The organism is Streptomyces sp. NPDC020597 (genome assembly GCF_044335095.1).
In the GTDB taxonomy this organism is placed as follows: domain Bacteria; phylum Actinomycetota; class Actinomycetes; order Streptomycetales; family Streptomycetaceae; genus Streptomyces.
Map to the genome: position 1 here is coordinate 343,237 of NZ_JBIRUL010000003.1, position 18,078 is coordinate 361,314.

The window sequence follows — 18,078 nt, forward strand, 5'->3', positions numbered from 1 at the left end:
GCCGACCACCGGGGGAAGCAGGACCTCAGCCCTCCTGCGACCCCCCGGAGGCGGGGTTTCCCCGGCCCCGCCTCCGGCCTCCCCGAGCTGCCCGACGCAGCGCACCGAACCCCTGCCCCCACCCGCCTCCCCGTCCCCCCTCCCGCCCACCGCACCACTCCCCGGGCGATACGCGTGCGAAGGAGCCCGCGATGAGCGACATGATCACCGCGGACCTGGTCGATCTCGACCTGTCCGCCGAAACGAAGGAAGCGGCGGCGCGGTCCCTCGCCGAGCGCATGGTGGCCCAGGGCCGGGTGACCGACCTCGAGGGCTTCCTCGCCGACGTGGCCGCCCGCGAGGCGCAGATGCCGACCGGCCTCGACGGCGGCATCGGCATCCCGCACTGCCGCAGCGCCCACGTCACCGAGCCCACCCTCGCCTTCGGCCGCAGCCCGGCGGGCGTCGACTTCGGCGCCGCTGACGGCCCCGCCGACCTGATCTTCCTCATCGCCGCCCCGGCCGGCGCCGACGACGCCCATCTGACGATCCTGTCGTCCCTCGCCCGTCAGCTGATGAACGCGGAGTTCACCGACGCGTTGCGCGCGGCGGGAGACCCGGCGGCCGCGGCGGCGCTGATCCGCGGTGACGAGGCCCCGGCGTCCACGCCGTCCGAGGCAGCCGGCCCCACCTCCGAGGAATCCGGAACCTCTGCGACCCCGCCCGGGGGCCCCGCGACTGAGGCCGCGGACGCCTCCGCAGACTCCGTGCCGGCGTCGGCGGCGGCCTCCGCCGACGCCGGCACGGCCCCCGACGCCGACCAGATCGCCCCCGCTCCGGGGAGCGCCCGCCCCTTCCGGATCGTCGCCGTCACCTCCTGCCCCACCGGCATCGCCCACACCTACATGGCGGCGGAGTCCCTGGAGAACGCGGGCCGTGAGGCGGGTGTCGAACTCGTCGTCGAGACGCAGGGCTCCGCCGGGTTCACCCGGCTCGACCCCTCGGTCATCGCCGACGCGGACGGCGTGATCTTCGCCCACGACGTGCCCGTACGGGAGAAGGAACGGTTCGCCGGCAAGCCGACCGTCGACGTCGGTGTGAAGGCCGGCATCAACAAGCCCGCCCAGCTGATCGCCGACGTGCGCGGCAAGGCCGAGCGCGGCGAGGTCACCGGGAGCGCCAAGGGCGGAACGCCCGTCGAGCGGGCCGGCGAGTCCGGCGACGGCTACGGCACCAAGCTGCGCAAGTGGCTGATGACCGGCGTCAGTTACATGGTCCCGTTCGTCGCCGCGGGCGGCCTGCTGATCGCTCTGGGCTTCGCCGTCGGCGGCTGGGAGATCAACAAGGCGCCGTCCGTCATGGAGCACTTCAGCTGGACCCAGGTCGACAGCTGGGGCGCCCTGCTGTTCCAGATCGGCGGGGTCGCCTTCGGCTTCCTCATCCCGGTCCTCGCCGGCTACATCGCCTACGGCATGGCCGACCGCCCCGGACTCGTCCCCGGCTTCGTCGGCGGAATGATCGCCTCCAACATCGCGGCCGGCTTCCTCGGCGGCCTGGTCGCCGGTCTGCTGGCGGGCGGCGTCGTCCTCACGATCCAGCGCGTCAGGATCCCGCCGGTGCTGCGCGGCATCATGCCGGTGGTGGTGATCCCGCTGATCTCGTCGCTGGTCGTCGGCTTCCTGATGTTCGTGGTGGTCGGCAAGCCCATCGCCGAGGCCCAGAAGGGCATGACGGACTGGCTGGCCGGGCTCTCCGGCGCCAACGCCGTCCTGCTGGGCGTCCTGCTCGGCCTGATGATGTGCTTCGACCTCGGCGGCCCCGTCAACAAGGTCGCGTACGCGTTCGCCACGGCCGGCATCGCCGTCCAGGACCCCAGCGACTCCGCGATGAAGGTCATGGCGGCCGTGATGGCGGCGGGCATGGTCCCGCCGCTGGGCATGGCGCTGGCGACCGTCGTCCGCAAGAAGCTCTTCACGCCGACCGAACGTGAGAACGGCAAGGCCGCCTGGGTCCTGGGCGCGTCCTTCATCTCCGAGGGCGCGATCCCGTTCGCGGCCGCCGACCCGCTGCGCGTCATCCCCGCCTCGATGGCGGGCGGCGCGGTCACCGGCGCTCTGTCGATGGCCTTCGGCGCCACCCTGCGCGCCCCGCACGGCGGCATCTTCGTCGTGCCGCTGATCGGCAGTCCGTTCCTGTACCTGTTCGCCGTCGCGGCGGGCGTGTGCGTGACGACGGCCGTGGTCGTCGTCCTCAAGGGACTGCGCAAGCCGCTCTCCGACGCGGGAACGGCTGAACCCGGGACGCCGGCCGCAGCCGCAACGGAAACCGAGCCGAAGCAACCGGTAGCCGCATAACCCCCGGCCCAGGGCCCCTGCCCCCCGGGGCCCTCGTCCCGGCCCGGCCGCCGGCCTGTGCTCCGTGGCAGAGCCCGGCGGCTTGCGGCCTCGGGCGGGAGGCGCCGGCCCCCTGCCCCGGCCTCCGGCCCCCGAAGCCCTCGCCCCCGGCCTCCGGCCCCCGAAGCCCTCGCCCCCGGCCGCCGGTACCGTCCCCTCAGGAGCGGCCCGGCCGCCGGTGGCCCGCCCCCGGGCTGGCCCCCACGCCCTCGGGTCCTGGGCTACGCGCCCGGTGGCCTGCGGTGGTGGACCGGGGCGGCGTGAGCTTCACGGCCTGTCTGCGGTTCGCCCGTGCATATCCACCGATGTGCGTGACCTGCGAGATACGTCACGGTCCGGGGCCGAAGTCCCGGACCGTGGTGTGTACTGGCGGTATGCCCGTGCATCTCACGCCCGCACAGTTGACGGCCCTGACCGTGCTCGCCGTGGCGTCCGTCGTCTGGCTGCTCGTCCTGACCCGGATCCTGCGCCGTATGCGGGCACGCGCCGCGGCTCACGCGGCGCTGTACGCCGTTCCCGTCCTCCCTGTCCGCCCCGCCGCCCTTCCCGTCCCCCGGAACCGGGAGCGGACCGGCCCCCACCGGGAGAACGTCGAACTGACCGTGGCGGAGGAGGACGCGTTCGCGGGCCTCGTGCGCCGGCTCGGCGACGGACGGTGATCCCCGGCCGGAGGCCCCCCGCTCCTCAGGAGAACTGGGCCGCCCGGCGCTCCATCGCGTCGCGTGCCGCGTCCTCCGACGCGTAGACCTCGCACATGTGACGACCGTCGGGCGTGGCCGTGTGCTCGACCTCCCACAGGGAGATCTCCCGGCCGTCGCGCAGCAGGAAGGCGTGCTCGTAGAGCGAGTAGCCGAGGCCGATCCGGCCCGCACGGCAGGGACGCCCGAACGCCTGGGTGATCTGGTGCGCGAACGCCGACTTCAGCAGGGCGGTCGTGTCCGCGCCGGGCTGATCGGGGTTCTCCGCGCGGCGCAGCAGTCTGCGCGCGTGGTCCGCCGAGTCGTCCGGCACGTACATGTGCCGGGGCGCGGGCACCGGAGACAGCTGTACCAGCACCGGCAGTTCGAAGTCCGGGGTGTCCGACGGCAGCGGCAGCCGGGCCGTGGCGGCGCGCAGCTCCTCCTCGTCGACGTACACCTCGTGCTGCGGCTCGCTGCCCGGCGCCGTGTTGTGCACCAGCTCCCACAGCGTGAGCGCGCAGCCGTCGGCCAGCAGCCAGGTGTGCCGGTAGGTCTCCCGGTGCAGGCCCGCACTGTGGTGCGCCGAGTGCAGGGAACTGTCGTGGGCCAGCGCGCAGTCGAGCCGGCGCAGGGCCTCGTCGGGCAGTTCGAAGGAGTTCAGGGCGCGACCCAGCAGTCGCGCGAGGTGCTCCTCCGGAGACTCGGGCGACTCGGCTGGTTCGTACGCTGTGGTCTCGTACGGAACGCTCAAGGTTTCTCCCGGCGTTGCTGCATGTCACCTTGTGGGTGCATACCGTAGCCCCTCGGTCGGACATCATGTCCGGGAACCGAGAAAACGTACGTCGGGGAAAACGCTCGGGCCGCGCGATCGGTTCCCGCTCGGCCCGACGTACCCTCAAAAACCGCCGGTCATACGGTCAGACCGCACTTCCGGCCGTCCACTCGGCCCACGACATGTTCCATCCGTTGAGCCCGTTGTCCGGGGCCACCGTCTTGTCGGGGGAGTGCTCGACGACCACCACGTCGCCGACCAGCGACTGGTCGTAGAACCACTTGGCGGGCGTGTCGCCCCGCGCGCCCTGCACATCGGCGAGCCCCACGCAGCCGTGGCTGGTGCCCGTGCGTCCGAAGGGCGGATTCCCTTTCCTGTACCAGTAGTTGCCGTGGAGGAAGGTGCCGGACGCGGTCAGCCGCATCGCGTGCGGAACATCCGGGATGTCGTACTCGGAGCCCAGATCGACCGTCCGGCTGTTCATGCGCGTCTGCGTGAACTTCTCGGAGATCACCATCCGGCCGTTGTACGTGGTGTGCTCGGCGTCGCCCGACGAGATCGGGATCGTCTTCAGCGTCCGGCCGTCCCGCACCACCGTCATGGTCTGCGTGTTCACGTCGACCGTGGAGACCTGCGAACGCCCGACCGTGAACGTGACCGTCTTCTTCTGCACACCGTGCAGACCGTTCGCGCCCTCCACCCCGTCCAGGTCGATCTTCATCGTGACCTTGGAGCCGGCCTTCCAGTACTCCTCGGGCCGGAAGTCCAGCCGCTGCGCGCCGAACCAGTGCCCCACCACCTGCTGTCCGCTGCTGGAGGTGACCGTGATGTGCGACTGCACGGCCTTCCTGTCGCCGATGGCCTTGTCGAAGGTGAACGACACCGGCATCCCCACGCCCACCGTCGTGCCGTCGTCCGGCGTGTACGTGCCGATGAAGCTGTCGGCCGAGGAGACCGTGGTGAAGATGGAGTTGGCGGCGGCCGTCCTGCCGTCCGCGTCCTTCGCGGTCGCCGATATCTGATACTTCGTCCCGCGCTCCAGCTGCTCCTTCGGCTTCCAGTCGGCGCCGTCCGTCGACAGGACGCCCTCGACGGCCTGTCCCGACCCCGCCACCGTCATCCGCACCTCGGTGAGCCGGCCGTCGCCGACCTTCACCCCGGTCGTGTTGATGGACGCGCCCGTCGAGCCGTCCTTCGCCGAGATGACGATCTTCGCGGTGGACGTCCGGACGGCGCTCGTGCCGCTCGTGCCGTTCTTGCCGCCCTTGGCGTTCTCGTCCTCGGCGCTGGCGCTGTCCCCGCAGGCGGTCAGGGTCAGGGCGCCGACGATCAGGGCCGCACAGGCTCCCACTGCGCGCCGCGCTGCTTTGTCCGCCGTTGTCACGGGCTGCTCCAACTTCGTCTGGGGTGAGTGATCCGATCCGGTATCCGCGCCGGTACGTGGACAAGGAGGGACCCGGCGCCCGACGGGGTTCCCCCCGGTCACGGTTGACGCCGTCGCGTGACAGAACCCGGACAATCTGCCGGCCGGAACCCGCCCGTGCCGCTCGGCCGACGGGTCCGCAGGCCGAGGCGCCCCGGGCCGACGCGCTCAGGCGTCGCCGTACAACTCCCCGTAGGACGGCCAGGTCCCACCCGGCACGTCCACCGACTCGGCGGCGCGCACGGCCCGCACGATCGCCCGCGTCACCACGTCCGCGCCCGCCGCGAGCACCTCGTTCAAAGCGAGCGGATTGCCGGGGGCGAGCGGACGCGTGCCCGTCGCCAGCGTGAAGACCGTGTCGCCGTCGTGCAGCAGGTGCACCGGCCGCACTGCGCGCGCGATGCCGTCGTGCGCCGTCCCCGCCAGCTTCTGCGCCTGCGCCTTCGACAGGTCCGCGTCGGTGCCCACCACCGCGAGCGTCGTGTTGAGCGGCGCGGGGGCGTTCCTCGCCGCGCTCTCGGCCAGCCGGCGGCGCGCGGTCTCGTGCATCCGCGCAGTCGGGTACGTCACGCGTCCCTGGAACAACTCCCCGTAGAGCACCCCCGTCTCCGGATCCAGTACCGACCCCACCGCGTTGGCCACCACCAGCGCCCCCACCGTGATCCCCGACGCGAGGACGACGGCGGCGGTGCCCACCCCGCCCTTCATCGCCCCGACGGCCGCGCCCGTGCCCGCGCCGACGCAGCCCTGCGGCACCGGCGCTCCGGGCTCGCACGCCGCGGCCGCCTCCACCGCCGCCCGGCCGGTGGCCGCGTCCGGGCGGGCCCGGAAGTCGCCGCCGCGCCCGAGGTCGAACACGCAGGCGGCCGGCACCACCGGCACGACGTGCCGCGGGTCCGGGCCGACCGGGATGCCACGGCCCTGCTCCTCCAGCCAGGCCATCACCCCGGACGCCGCGTCCAGCCCGTAGGCGCTGCCGCCGGTCAGCACGATCGCCTCGACCCGCTGGACCAGGTTGCGCGGATCGAGGGCGTCGGTCTCCTTGGTGCCGGGTCCGCCGCCGCGCACGTCGACGGCGGCCACGGCGCCGCCCTCCGGCGCGAGGACGACCGTGGCGCCGGTGAGCCAACCGTCGCCCGTCCGCGTGGCGTGCCCCACCCGCAACCCGGCGACGTCCGTCAGAGCGTCAACTGTCATGAGGGCAGTCTCGCCCAGCACGCCGCTCTCCCGACCGCACTCAGCTCCCCCGCCTGCCCGACGCCTCCCCGTCCGGCGCCTCCCGGTCTTCCGGCGCCTCCCCGTCGGGCGCCTCCTGGTCCTCCGGCGCCGCGCCGCCGGGCGCTCCCCGGCCGTCCGTCGCCTCCCGGCTCTCCTGCGCCTCCACGCCCTCCCGGGACGCCTCGCTCTGCCCCGCTTTCCGAGGCTCCCGTGCCGGCGTGCGGGCCGTCAGCGTCGTCCCGGTCGCGACGGCCAGCGCCGCCACCAGGCCGGCCGCCAGGACCGCCCACTCGCCGAGGAAGGTGCAGCAGATCACCAGCAACGCGGTGACGGGCAGCACCGACTGCTGGGCGAGGCCCACCTTGAAGTGCCGTGCGTGCAGGACCCAGACCGTCGACAGGAACAGTGCCGTCGGCAGGGTCACGGCGGACGACGCGGCCGTCGTCGAGAGGTGGGCCTCGCCGGTCGCCTGCTCCACGGCGACCTCCAGACCCGCGCCGATCGCGGCGGCGGAGGCGAAGACGAAATAGTGTCCGTACCCCCACAGGAACGCCTGCCCGCTGGTGCGCAGATGGCCGTGGATCGGCACCACGAAGTAGATCCACCAGGCGGCGAAGACGATCAGCAGTCCGCCCACCGCGATCGGCAGCAGCTCGCCCAGCGCGTCGTTCTCGTCGATGCCGGACTTCACCGCGACCGTCGCCGCCGCGATCGTCTCGCCCAGCACGATGATCGTGAACAGCCCGTACCGCTCCGCGATGTGATGCGGATGCCAGGATGTCGCCCGGTCCTTCTCGGCGTAGAGCGGCACGCACATCTCCACCACCGCCATCGCCAGGAACAGCCCGATCCTGCCGCCCTCGGGCAGGATCAGCAGCCCCACCCAGCCGACCTGGCAGACCAGCACGCCGACCGCGTACCGCAGCGCGGCCGTCCGCTCCGCGCCCTCCGTCGACAGCGCCACGCGCAGCCACTGGGAGGACATGGCCACACGCATGATGGCGTAGCCCAGCCAGACGGCCAGGAACTCGTGCTCCTGGAACGCCCGGGACACCCCCGCGGCGAGCACCAGCACCCCGGCGACCTGAACCAACGTGACGATCCGGTAGAGGACGTCGTCGTTGTCGTACGCCGAGGCGAACCAGGTGAAGTTCATCCACGCCCACCAGATGGCAAAGAAGACCATGGCGTAGCTGAGGAGTCCCTCGCCCACGTGCGACTCTGCCAGGGAGTGCACCAGTTGGACGCCCGCCTGGGCGATGGCGACGACGAAGCAGAGATCGAAGAAGAGCTCGAGCGGCGAAGCCACTCGATGCGCCTCGGCCCTCCCACGCGAGGTGAGCCTGCGCACAGGCCTCCTGCCGGCGGGGGTGGGGGCGGGGGCGCCGGAGGGGGAGGCCGGCGGAGTCGTACGGGACGTCATGGTCCCCAGCACAGCAGATGACGGCGGGAAAATCCTCTGCGCGAGCCCCCCGCAGCCGGTCCTCGACGACCGCGCGGCGGAGTCCGCGTGGGACGGCCCGGCCCCGGAGCGGCCCGCTGCCGGGGCCGTACCCTGGACGCATGAGCACCCCCTCCGCCCCCGAGCCGCGCGACCCGAAGACCGCGCTGAACTTCGACGACCCGCTGGACCGGCAGTCCTCCGACGACACCGACCGGGGGTGGGGCGAGCGCCCCTCCGCCGACGGCGACAGCGCCGCCGATCTCAGGCGTTTCCTCGACGAGAAGCCGCCCCACCACATCTGAGGCCGCACCGGTCGCACCGCTGGTGCCGGTCGCACCGGCGGCACCGTCCGCACCGTTGGCCGCCGAGCCTGCCGGACACCCTCTCGCACGGCCCCCGGCAGCGCCGTAGCCGCCGCTGCTGCTACTCCTTGTGGCCGGTGCCCCGCTGAGCGACCAGGGCGTCGCGGATCTCCTTGAGCACCTCCAGCTCGGTCACCTCGATGATCTCCCGCGTGCCCTCCTTGGCCTTCCTGCGGGCCTCGACCCTCGCCAGGTACTTCGCCATGGGCAGGACCATCAGGAAGTAGACGACCGCCGCGGTGATCACGAACGTGAGGGTCGCACCGAGCACGGACCCCCACAGGATCGAGACACCGGTCGCACTGTCTCCCGTCCCGGTGCAGCTGCCCTTGATGCAGGAGCTGTAGGTGTCGAGGTTCTTGGTGCCGACGGCTCCGACGACCGGGTTGATGATGCCCTTCACGATCGAGTTGACGATGTTCGAGAAAGCCGCGCCGATCACCACGGCTACGGCCAGATCGACGACATTGCCTCGCATCAGGAAGGCCTTGAAACCCTGCAGGACGCTTGCCTTCTTTTCGCTCACCTCGGGGACACTCCTCGCATGTACAGGTTGTGGAACAAACAGCTCCGCAACCTACGTCAACGCTCGGCGGGCGTGTCCAACGAGGTCCCTCGAAGGGGGGACTTGACGTCATCCCACGGTCACCGACAGCCGCGCGGCGGCGCTCGCGCCGGCCAGGCGCGCCGCGGTGGACCTGGGCACCGACAGCACGACCAGCGCACCCGCGTCACCGCCCGCCCCAGGGTCCCCGGCCAGGGCGTCCAGCGGCTCGGGCACCTTGGTCACGAACGCTCCGCGGGCCACCACCCGGGCCGTGGTGCCCCGGACCGTCTGTTCGGCGGCGATGACGTCCACCCGGTCACCTGGGCGCAGCAGCCGGACGACTGCGGCGTCGGCGATCCGCACCGGGGCCGACACCTTTCGGACGGCGCGCGGGCCGACGGAGGGGGCGCGCGCTGCCGACTGCGCGCGGTCCGGCGGGTGGGCGCCGCCTTGCTCCGACGGATGCCCGCGCACGGGATCGCCGAGCCGAGGCCCGACCGCCACCAGCGCGACGGCGGTGACGGCGAGACCGACGGCCAGGGCCCGCCTGCGACCTGGGCCCAGTCGGCTCACCGGGCTCAGCCGGTATCGCCCGCCGCGGACGCGGACCGGAGGAAAGGGCGGCACCTCCCGGTTGGCCGGCGCCTCCGCACCCGGCGGTCGCGTGGAGGAGGACGGGGACGGGGACGGGGACGGCCCCGCGGAGCGGGCCGGGGAGGACGCAGGGAAGGGAGCCGAGGGGAAGAAGGGGCGGGCGGGCGACGGATACGAGGGGGAAGCCGTGGGACGGGCCCGCCCGCCGGGAAACGGTGCGGAGGACACGGGTACGGAGGACACGGGAGCGGAGGGAGGCGTAAGGGACATGACGGGGTCACCACCTGCGACGAGGGACGGACTTGCGACGAAGGACGGGCTTGCACAGCCACGATGGCCCTTCGCGCCGCCCCCCGCCGGAGCCGGTGGACGATCCACGGGTTGTGGACAACCCCCTCACCCGAACGAGGAGTTCCGCCCCCGCGCCCCCAGCCCCCGCGCCCCCAGCCCCCCCCGCGCCCCCAGCCCCCGCGCCCCCAGCCTTCCCCAGCCCCCAGCCTTCCCCCCGCCTCCAGCCCTCCGGCCCGCCTACGGCAGCTCGAACCCCGGGTTCATTCCGCCCAGTGCGTTCCCGCACGCGCAGTCGCGGTCCTGTGTCGACGGCAGCGCCGCCACCGCGTCGAACAGCACGCCCCGCAGCCGGTCCACGTTCGCCGCGAACACGCGCAGCACCTCCTCGTGGGAGACGCCCTCGCCGCTTTCGGCGCCCGCGTCCAGATCGGTGACCAGGGTCAACGTGGTGTAGCAGAGCTCGAGTTCACGGGCCAGCGCGGCTTCCGGGTGGCCCGTCATGCCCACCACCGACCAGCCCTGCGCCTGGTGCCACAACGATTCGGCACGGGTGGAGAACCTCGGCCCCTCGATGACGACGAGGGTTCCCGCGTCCACCGGTTCCCACTCGCGGCCGCGCGCAGCCTTGAGCGCCGCCGCCCGTCCGGCTGGGCAGTACGGGTCGGCCAGCGACACGTGCACCACCTGGGGCACCGTGCCGTCGGGCAGCGGCAGTCCGTCGAAGTAGGTCCCGGTCCGCGACTTGGTGCGGTCGACCAGCTGGTCGGGCACGAGGAGCGTGCCGGGCCCGTACTCGGGGCGCAGGCCGCCCACCGCGCACGGGCCGAGGACCTGACGCACACCGACCGAGCGCAGCGCCCACAGGTTGGCCCGGTAGTTGATGCGGTGGGGCGGCAGATGGTGGCCGCGCCCGTGCCGGGGCAGGAAGGCGACCCGCCGGCCGGCCACCTCGCCGAGGAAGAGGGAGTCGCTGGGGGGCCCGTAGGGGGTGTCGACCTGGAGCTCGGTCACGTCGTCCAGGAACGAGTAGAGACCGGAGCCGCCGATCACGCCGATCTCTGCGTTCGCCTTGTTCGCCATGCACGGCACCCTAACCGCACGGGGGAACGCCGAAGACCCCGCCGTCGGACGACGACAGGGTCCTGTAAGAAAGGCGTCCTACGCGGCCGAGCTGCTGCCGGCGGAGGTGCCGCTGCTCGACGACTTGGAGTCCGAGGAGGACGAGGAGCTCGTGCTCGACGACTTCGTGTCGGAACCGGACGTCGACGGCTTCGAGGACGACGACGGCGAGCTGCTCGACGAGGAGCCGCGGCTGTCGTTGCGGTAGAAACCGGAGCCCTTGAAGACGATGCCGACGGCGGAGAACACCTTCTTGAGGCGGCCACCGCAGTTGGGGCACTCGGTCAGGGCGTCGTCGGTGAACTTCTGCACCGCCTCGAGGCCCTCGCCGCACTCGGTGCACTGGTACTGGTAGGTCGGCACTGTCTTCCTCCTGGCACTCTCACTCAGTGAGTGCTAACGACGGTCTATCTTGACGCATTCCCCGGGATCAGTCCACTGTCACCGGCACGCGGTGACCGACGCCACGTGCGACGGTGCGTTCGCGGGGGCGCGTCGCGAGCCGCGAGCGCAGGGCCAGCAGGGTGATCAGGGCCAGCACCGTGCCGCCCATCGGCACCAGGAAGCCGGAGCCGCCCCACAGGCGGTCCTCGAGCTGCCCGGCGATCGTGACGGCGGCCGCCTGGCCGAGCGCCACCGCGCCGGTCAGCCAGGTGAACGCCTCGGTGCGGGCGCCGGCCGGGACCAGTCCCTCCACCAGGGTGTAGCCGGTGATCAGCGCGGGCGCGATGCACATGCCGACCAGCAGCCCGAGACCCGCCAGCACGAGCACCGAGTGCGCCGCCCACAGCCCGGAGGCGACGAGCGCCAGCGCGGCATAGGCGACGACCAGGCGCCGCTGCGGCGCGGCCTTCCAGGCGACGGCGCCGCACACCAGGCCGGAGAGCATGTTGCCCGCGGCGAAGGTGCCGTACAGGACGCCGTTCAGGCCGGGCTCGCCGATCGACTCGGTGAACGCGGCCAGCGAGACCTGCATGCCGCCGAAGACCGAGCCGATGCCGAGGAAGGTCGCGATCAGCACGCGCACCCCGGGGGCGCGCAGCGCCGAGGAGTGCTCCACGCGCGCGTGCCCGGTGGCGGCGACCCCCGGCTGCGTGCTGCGCTGCGCGGCGAACAGCAGCCCGCCGAGCAGGGTCAGCGAGGCCTCGGTGAGCAGACCGGCGGCCGGGTGCACGGCGGTGCACAGGGCGGTCGCCAGCAGTGGGCCGAAGACGAAGGTGAGCTCGTCGGTGACGGACTCGAAGGCCGCCGCGGTGGTCAGCAGGGGCGAGCCCTTCAGCCGCACGCCCCAGCGGGCCCGCACCATGGGGCCGATCTGCGGCACCGAGGCGCCGGTGGGCACGGCCGCGGCGAACACCGCCCACAGCGGCGCGTGGGCGAGGGCGAGGGCGGTGAGCGCGAGGCCGGACACGGTGTGCACGAGGACGCCGGGGACCAGCACGGCGCGCTGCCCGTAACGGTCGGCGAGACGGCCGCTCCAGGGGGCGAACAGCGCCATGGAGACACCGGTGACGGCGGCCGCGGCGCCGGCCGCGCCGTACGAGCCGGTGGTGTGCTGCACCAGCAGCACGATGGAGAGCGTGAGCATCGCGAACGGCTGACGGGCGGCGAAGCCGGGCAGCAGGAACGTCCAGGCGCCGCGGGTGCGCAGCAGTCGCCCGTATCCCGGGCGGGCGGAGGCCGACGAGTCCTTCGACGGCTCGGTGGTGACCGTGGATGCCACGGCCCGTGCCTTTCTGCCGCCTGGTAGCGCGCCCGTGCGGGGGCGCCGAGAGCTGTCCTCTTGCGCGTGCTGCGGTAGATGCCGGTCCGCTGCAAGGGTGTTCCGGCCGCCATACGGTCGCGCCAGCTCTGCGTCAGGCAGAGTTGGTTCGATCAAAGTGCGCCTTCATCGTACAGGGATCAAGACGCTCCTCACCTGTGAAAAGGAGCACCGCCGGGTCGGCTGCCCTCGGAATGCAGGGGGTGTGAACGGTGCGAAACACGCACTTAACGGGTCTCGCCGCCGGTGCCCAGCCATCCGGCGAGCTTGCCGCCGTGCCCGACGGCACGCAACCGCTTCTCCGCCGCGTCCCGCACCGGGTCGGTGGCGACGACGAGGAGTTCGTCGCCGTGCCGCAGGACGGTCGCCGGCAGCGGCACGAACGACGTCCCGTCGCGGACGACGAGGGTGACGGCGGCCCCGGCCGGCAGCCGCAGTTCGTCGACCTCGACGCCGTGCATCTTGGACCCCTCGGGGATCGCCACGGACAGCAGGTGCCCGCGCAGCCGCTCCAGGGGCGCCGACTCGACGCCGAGGTCGGCGGCCTCGGGGTCGCCGCCCAGCCGCAGCTTGCGCGCCAGCCAGGGCAGGGTCGGCCCCTGGACCAGGGTGTAGACGACGACCAGGACGAAGACGATGTTGAAGATGCGGCGGCTGGCGTCGACGCCGTTCACCATGGGGATCGTCGCCAGGATGATGGGCACGGCGCCGCGCAGCCCCGCCCAGGACATCAGCGTCTGCTCCGGCCAGGGCACCCGGAACGGCGTCAGGCACAGCGTGACGCTGAGCGGGCGGGCGATCATGGTCAGCACCAGGCCGATGACGAGCGCGGGCAGCACGTCGTCGCCGAGCTCGTGCGGGGTGACCAGCAGGCCGAGGAGCACGAACATCCCGATCTGGGCGATCCAGCCGAGGCCGTCGGCGAACCCGCGCGTGGCGGGCCAGTGGGGCAGCTTGGCGTTGCCCATCACCATCGACGCGAGGTAGACGCCGAGGAAGCCGCTGCCGTGCGCCAGCGAGCCGGCCGCGTACGCGGTCACCGCGATCGCCATGACGGCGATCGGGTAGAGGCCGGAGGCGGGCAGCGCCACGTGCCGCAGGCCCCAGGAGCCCAGCCAGCCGACCGCGAGACCGATGGCGGCGCCGATCGCCAGCTCCAGCAGTATCTCGGCCAGGAGCAGGTACCAGTGCTCGACGGGACCGGCCGTGGAGAAGGCGACGACCAGGATGACGACCGGGGCGTCGTTGAAGCCGGACTCGGCCTCCAGGGTGCCCGTCACGCGCGCGGGCAGGGGGATCTTGCGCAGGACGGAGAAGACCGCCGCCGCGTCCGTCGAGGACACCACCGCGCCGATGATCAGCGCCTGCCGCCATTCCAGCCCCGTCACGAAGTGCGCGGCCGTGGCCGTGACGCCCACGCTCACCGCGACGCCCGCCAGCGCCAGCACCGTGGCGGAGGGCAGGACCGGATGGATCTCCTTCCACTTCGTGCCCAGGCCGCCCTCGGCGAGGATCACGACCAGGGCGGCGTAGCCGATGACCTGGGTCAGTTCGGCGCTGTCGAAGTGGATGTCGCCGATGCCGTCCTGGCCCATGGCGATGCCGATCCCCAGGTACACGAGCAGGCTGGGGAGCCCGCTGCGCGAGGAGATCCGGACCGCTGCGACGGCGACGAGCAGGACGAGGGAGCAGGCGAGCAGGAGCTGGTTGAGGTGGTGGACGGTCAGCGGCGGTTCCCTTCACCGGCGCGCGCGCCTCGGGCACGGGCGCACATGTGCACTGGTCACATCGGACACGAAGCTGCGCGCCCCGGGTCCAAGTACTTCATTACCTTACCTAACTCTTGACGATTTCTTGACGCTCCGCGACGTGAGATCGAACATCCTTCCGCGCCGGTACCCGACTCCGCGTCAAGTGGCGCGAAGCCCTGCGCCTATGGTTGCTCCAGCGCTCAATCGAAGGACAGCCCGCCTGCCGCTAGCGTGAGGACAGCAAGGACAGCGATGCCCCCCAACACCACCGCCACATCGGGTGACAAGCCCGTCAAGTCCGGCAGGAAGAAGGGGCGCAAAGCCCGTTTGATCGTTCTTGTACTGGTGCTGGCGATCATCGGAGGCATCGCCTACGGCGCCTACTGGTCCATCAGTACGGTCCGCGCGTCCTTCCCGCAGACCTCGGGTTCGCTCACACTCAAGGGTCTCTCCGGGCCGGTGAACGTCCAGCGGGACGGCTACGGGATCCCGCAGATCTACGCGGACTCCGACGCGGACCTGTTCATGGCGCAGGGGTACGTGCAGGCCCAGGACCGGTTCTACGAGATGGACGTCCGCCGGCACATGACCTCCGGGCGGCTGTCGGAGATGTTCGGCAAGAGCCAGGTCGACAACGACGAGTTCCTGCGCACCCTGGGCTGGGACCGGATCGCCAAGACGGAGTACGACAGCAAGCTGTCGGACTCGACCAAGAAGTACCTCCAGGCGTACGCCAAGGGCGTGAACGCCTACCTCCAGGGCAAGGACGGCGCGGACATCTCCCTGGAGTACGCGGCCCTGGGGTTCACCAACGACTACAAGCCCGCCGAGTGGACCCCGGTCGACTCGGTGTCCTGGCTGAAGGCGATGGCCTGGGACCTGCGCGGCAACATGCAGGACGAGATCGACCGCGCCCTGATGACCAGCCGCCTCGGCGCGCAGCAGATCGCCGAGCTGTACCCGGAGTACCGCCCCTCCGGCAGCAACCAGCCGATCGTCCAGGAAGGGCAGTACGACAAGCTGACCCGGACGTTCGAGCAGAGCGACGGCGACGGCGGCCGCGGTTCCGGCAACGGAGGCGGTTCCGGCTCCGGCGGCTCGTCCGGCAGCGGCGACACGTCGGGCGGCTCGGGTTCGGCCCTGCAGAGCCAGCTCTCGGGCCTCTACGACGTCCTGGACGACCTGCCCACCGCCGTCGGAGTGAACGGCAACGGCATCGGCTCCAACAGCTGGGTCGTCGGCGGCGCGCACACGATCACCGGCAAGCCGCTGCTGGCGAACGACCCGCACCTGTCGGCGTCGCTGCCCTCCGTCTGGTACCAGATGGGCCTGCACTGCCGGAAGGTCTCGAGCGCGTGCCGGTACGACGTCGCCGGCTACACCTTCGCGGGGATGCCCGGCGTGGTGATAGGCCACAACGCGGACATCTCCTGGGGCATGACCAACTCCGGCGTCGACGTCACCGACCTCTACCTGGAGAAGCTCTCCGGGGACGACGGCTACGAGTACGACGGCAAGGTGAAGCCGTTCGTCACGCGCGAGGAGACCATCAAGGTCGCCGGCGGCGACTCCAAGAAGATCGTCGTCCGGCAGACCGAGGACGGGATGCCCCTGCTGTCCGACCGTGACGACGAACTCGTCGACGTCGGCAAGCGGGCCAAGGTCGAGGGCGAGGCGCCCGACCGCGGCGACGGCTACGGCGTCGCCCTGAGGTGGACCGCGCTGGACCCGGGCACCACCATGGACGCCGTCTTCGCCATGAACAAGGCGAAGGACTGGAACGACTTCCGCAAGGCGGCCGAGCTCTTCGACGTGCCCTCGCAGAACCTGGTCTACGCCGACACGAGGAACCACATCGGCTACCAGCTGCCCGGCAAGATCCCCACGCGCGCGAAGGGCGTCGACGGCTCGGTCCCGGCGGAGGGCTGGGACTCCAGGTACCGGTGGCGCGGGTACATCAGGTTCGACGAGCTGCCCTACGAGTACGACCCCGCGCGCGGGTACATCGTCACCGCCAACCAGGCCGTGATCGACAAGGACAAGTACCCCTACACGCTCACCACGGACTGGGGCTACGGCGCGCGCAGCCAGCGGATCACCGACCTGATCAAGGGCAAGATCAAGGGCGGCGGCAAGGTCTCCACCGACGACATGCGCCAGATGCAGCTGGACGACGACAGTCAGATCGCGAAACTGCTGAAGCCGTACCTGCTGAAGATCAACCTGAAGGACCCCGACGTCCGTGAGGCGCAGGACCTCCTGCAGGGCTGGGACTACAGCCAGGACGCCGACTCTGCGGCCGCCGCCTACTTCAACGCGGTCTGGCGCAACATCCTGAAGCTGGCCTTCGGCAACAAGCTGCCCAAGGAACTGCGCGTCAAGGGCCAGTGCCTGTGGGTCGACCCGGTCGACACCACCGGTCCCGTCGACAACAGGGACAAGGTCCGCGAGTGCGGGCGGCGCGACGCCGAACAGGCCCAGCCGGACGGCGGCGACCGCTGGTTCGAGGTGGTGCGCAGGCTCGTGGACAAGAAGAACAGCCCGTGGTGGACGACGCCCGCCGTCGGCACCCGCCCCGCGGCCGTCAACGACCGGGACAAGCTGTTCGAGCGGGCCATGATCGACGCGCGCTGGGAGCTGACCGCCAAGCTCGGCAAGGACATCGACACCTGGAGCTGGGGCCGGCTGCACCGCCTGTTCCTGAAGAACCAGACCCTGGGCACGAGCGGCCCCGGATTCCTGCAGTACATCCTCAACCGGGGACCCTGGAAGCTCGGCGGCGGCGAGGCGACGGTCAACGCGACCGGCTGGAACGCGGCCGGCGGCTACGGAGTGGTGTGGGTGCCGTCGATGCGGATGGTGGTCAACCTCGACGACCTCGACAAGTCGAAGTGGATCAACCTCACGGGCGCCTCGGGACACGCCTTCAGCGCCCACTACACCGACCAGACGGGCAAGTGGGCCGCGGGTGAGCTGCTCGACTGGTCCTTCGGCAAGAAGGCGGTCGACGGCAGCACCGTGGACACCCTGGTGCTCGAACCCTGAGTTCGGCCCCGCGGCCGACGGGCTCTCCACGCGCACGCGTGGGGAGCCCGTCGGCGTCTCAGGCGAAGCGACGCACCCCGGACGGTGTGACCGCCGCGTGCACCGGCCGGTCGTGAGGCTCCGTGGGCAGCCCCTCGACGACCTCGCCGTCGTACAGGAGCACCACCAGCGCGGGACGGGCGCCGCGGGCCGCCAGCCGGGCCAGCACGCGGTCGTACGATCCGCCGCCGCGCCCCAGCCGCATGCCGGACGCGTCGACCGCGAGGCCGGGCAGCAGCACCACGTCGGCGTCCGTCACCGCGTCCGGGCCGAGACGCTCGCCGACCGGCTCCAGCAGGGACGTCCTGCCGCCGTGCCGGACGGGCGCGAGGGAGCCCTCCCCGGCGTAGGCGCCCCAGTCCAGGTCGTTGTCCGGCAGCAGTGCGGGGAGCAGGACGCGAACGCCCCGCGCGTGCAGCGCGTCCAGCAGCGTCAGGGTGCCGGGCTCGCCGCCCACGGAGACGTACGCCGCCACCGTGCGCGCGTGCGCCAATTCGGGCAGCTCCGCCGCGTGCTCGGCCAGCGCGAGGGCCGCCGTGCGCACCTCGTCGGTCGTCAACGCGTTCCGTGCGGCGAGGAAACCCCGCCGCAACGTACGTTTGTCAGGCTCCGGTTCACCTTCGAGATGGCTCATGTGTCGCTCCCGTACCGCTTGCGCG

At 72.0% G+C, this 18,078-nt stretch carries 15 protein-coding genes; 4 read left to right on the forward strand and 11 right to left on the reverse strand.

Annotated features, from left to right (window positions below; genetic code table 11):
• Positions 1 to 191 precede the first annotated feature (191 nt).
• Both ACH4ZA_RS07675 and ACH4ZA_RS07680 read left to right on the forward strand, forming a co-directional pair.
• Positions 192 to 2,333: a fructose-specific PTS transporter subunit EIIC gene (locus ACH4ZA_RS07675; RefSeq protein ID WP_398428456.1), complete on the forward strand. Its 2,142-nt coding sequence runs from the start codon at positions 192 to 194 to the stop codon at positions 2,331 to 2,333.
• Positions 2,334 to 2,746: 413 nt separating this feature from the next.
• A complete protein-coding gene (locus ACH4ZA_RS07680) occupies positions 2,747 to 3,031 on the forward strand; it encodes a hypothetical protein (RefSeq protein WP_398428457.1) in 285 nt (94 codons plus the stop codon).
• Positions 3,032 to 3,056: 25 nt separating this feature from the next.
• Here the strand turns inward: ACH4ZA_RS07680 and ACH4ZA_RS07685 are convergent, their stop codons facing one another.
• From ACH4ZA_RS07685 to ACH4ZA_RS07700, 4 genes are all read right to left on the reverse strand, one after another.
• Entirely contained in the window at positions 3,057 to 3,803 is a 747-nt protein-coding gene (locus ACH4ZA_RS07685; RefSeq protein ID WP_319276274.1) for a DUF6227 family protein, read from the reverse strand.
• Between the two features lie 166 nt (positions 3,804 to 3,969).
• Entirely contained in the window at positions 3,970 to 5,208 is a 1,239-nt protein-coding gene (locus ACH4ZA_RS07690) for an Ig-like domain-containing protein (RefSeq protein WP_319276275.1), read from the reverse strand.
• A gap of 207 nt (positions 5,209 to 5,415) precedes the next feature.
• Positions 5,416 to 6,444 carry a P1 family peptidase gene (locus ACH4ZA_RS07695; protein WP_319276276.1) on the reverse strand — a complete coding sequence of 343 codons (1,029 nt, stop codon included), beginning with the start codon at positions 6,442 to 6,444 and terminating at the stop codon, positions 5,416 to 5,418.
• 40 nt (positions 6,445 to 6,484) lie between these two features.
• Positions 6,485 to 7,888, reverse strand: coding sequence for a low temperature requirement protein A (locus ACH4ZA_RS07700; RefSeq protein WP_398428459.1), 1,404 nt, complete (start codon positions 7,886 to 7,888; stop codon positions 6,485 to 6,487).
• A 140-nt stretch (positions 7,889 to 8,028) separates the two neighbouring features.
• On the opposite strand from ACH4ZA_RS07700, the gene ACH4ZA_RS07705 reads away from it, so the two are divergent.
• Positions 8,029 to 8,211 (forward strand): hypothetical protein, encoded by a 183-nt coding sequence (locus ACH4ZA_RS07705; RefSeq protein ID WP_319276278.1) that lies wholly within the window; start codon positions 8,029 to 8,031, stop codon positions 8,209 to 8,211.
• Positions 8,212 to 8,332: 121 nt separating this feature from the next.
• On the opposite strand, the gene mscL is transcribed toward ACH4ZA_RS07705, so the two are convergent.
• From mscL to ACH4ZA_RS07735, 6 genes are all read right to left on the reverse strand, one after another.
• Entirely contained in the window at positions 8,333 to 8,797 is a 465-nt protein-coding gene (gene mscL, locus ACH4ZA_RS07710; protein WP_319276279.1) for a large conductance mechanosensitive channel protein MscL, read from the reverse strand.
• Between the two features lie 108 nt (positions 8,798 to 8,905).
• Complete coding sequence (locus ACH4ZA_RS07715) at positions 8,906 to 9,445, reverse strand: RcpC/CpaB family pilus assembly protein (protein ID WP_319276280.1); 540 nt, start codon at positions 9,443 to 9,445, stop codon at positions 8,906 to 8,908.
• Between the two features lie 495 nt (positions 9,446 to 9,940).
• The gene (locus tag ACH4ZA_RS07720; protein ID WP_319276281.1) at positions 9,941 to 10,783 is read right to left on the reverse strand and encodes an S-methyl-5'-thioadenosine phosphorylase; all 843 of its coding nucleotides are present in this window, start codon (positions 10,781 to 10,783) and stop codon (positions 9,941 to 9,943) included.
• A 78-nt stretch (positions 10,784 to 10,861) separates the two neighbouring features.
• Complete coding sequence (locus tag ACH4ZA_RS07725) at positions 10,862 to 11,185, reverse strand: FmdB family zinc ribbon protein (RefSeq protein WP_057578806.1); 324 nt, start codon at positions 11,183 to 11,185, stop codon at positions 10,862 to 10,864.
• Between the two features lie 67 nt (positions 11,186 to 11,252).
• Positions 11,253 to 12,545 carry an MFS transporter gene (locus tag ACH4ZA_RS07730; RefSeq protein ID WP_398428462.1) on the reverse strand — a complete coding sequence of 431 codons (1,293 nt, stop codon included), beginning with the start codon at positions 12,543 to 12,545 and terminating at the stop codon, positions 11,253 to 11,255.
• Positions 12,546 to 12,811: 266 nt separating this feature from the next.
• A complete protein-coding gene (locus ACH4ZA_RS07735; protein WP_398428569.1) occupies positions 12,812 to 14,311 on the reverse strand; it encodes a potassium/proton antiporter in 1,500 nt (499 codons plus the stop codon).
• A gap of 276 nt (positions 14,312 to 14,587) precedes the next feature.
• On the opposite strand from ACH4ZA_RS07735, the gene ACH4ZA_RS07740 reads away from it, so the two are divergent.
• A complete protein-coding gene (locus ACH4ZA_RS07740) occupies positions 14,588 to 17,380 on the forward strand; it encodes a penicillin acylase family protein (protein ID WP_319276283.1) in 2,793 nt (930 codons plus the stop codon).
• 58 nt (positions 17,381 to 17,438) lie between these two features.
• On the opposite strand, the gene ACH4ZA_RS07745 is transcribed toward ACH4ZA_RS07740, so the two are convergent.
• Positions 17,439 to 18,053: a 5-formyltetrahydrofolate cyclo-ligase gene (locus ACH4ZA_RS07745; protein WP_319276284.1), complete on the reverse strand. Its 615-nt coding sequence runs from the start codon at positions 18,051 to 18,053 to the stop codon at positions 17,439 to 17,441.
• Positions 18,054 to 18,078 lie beyond the last annotated feature (25 nt).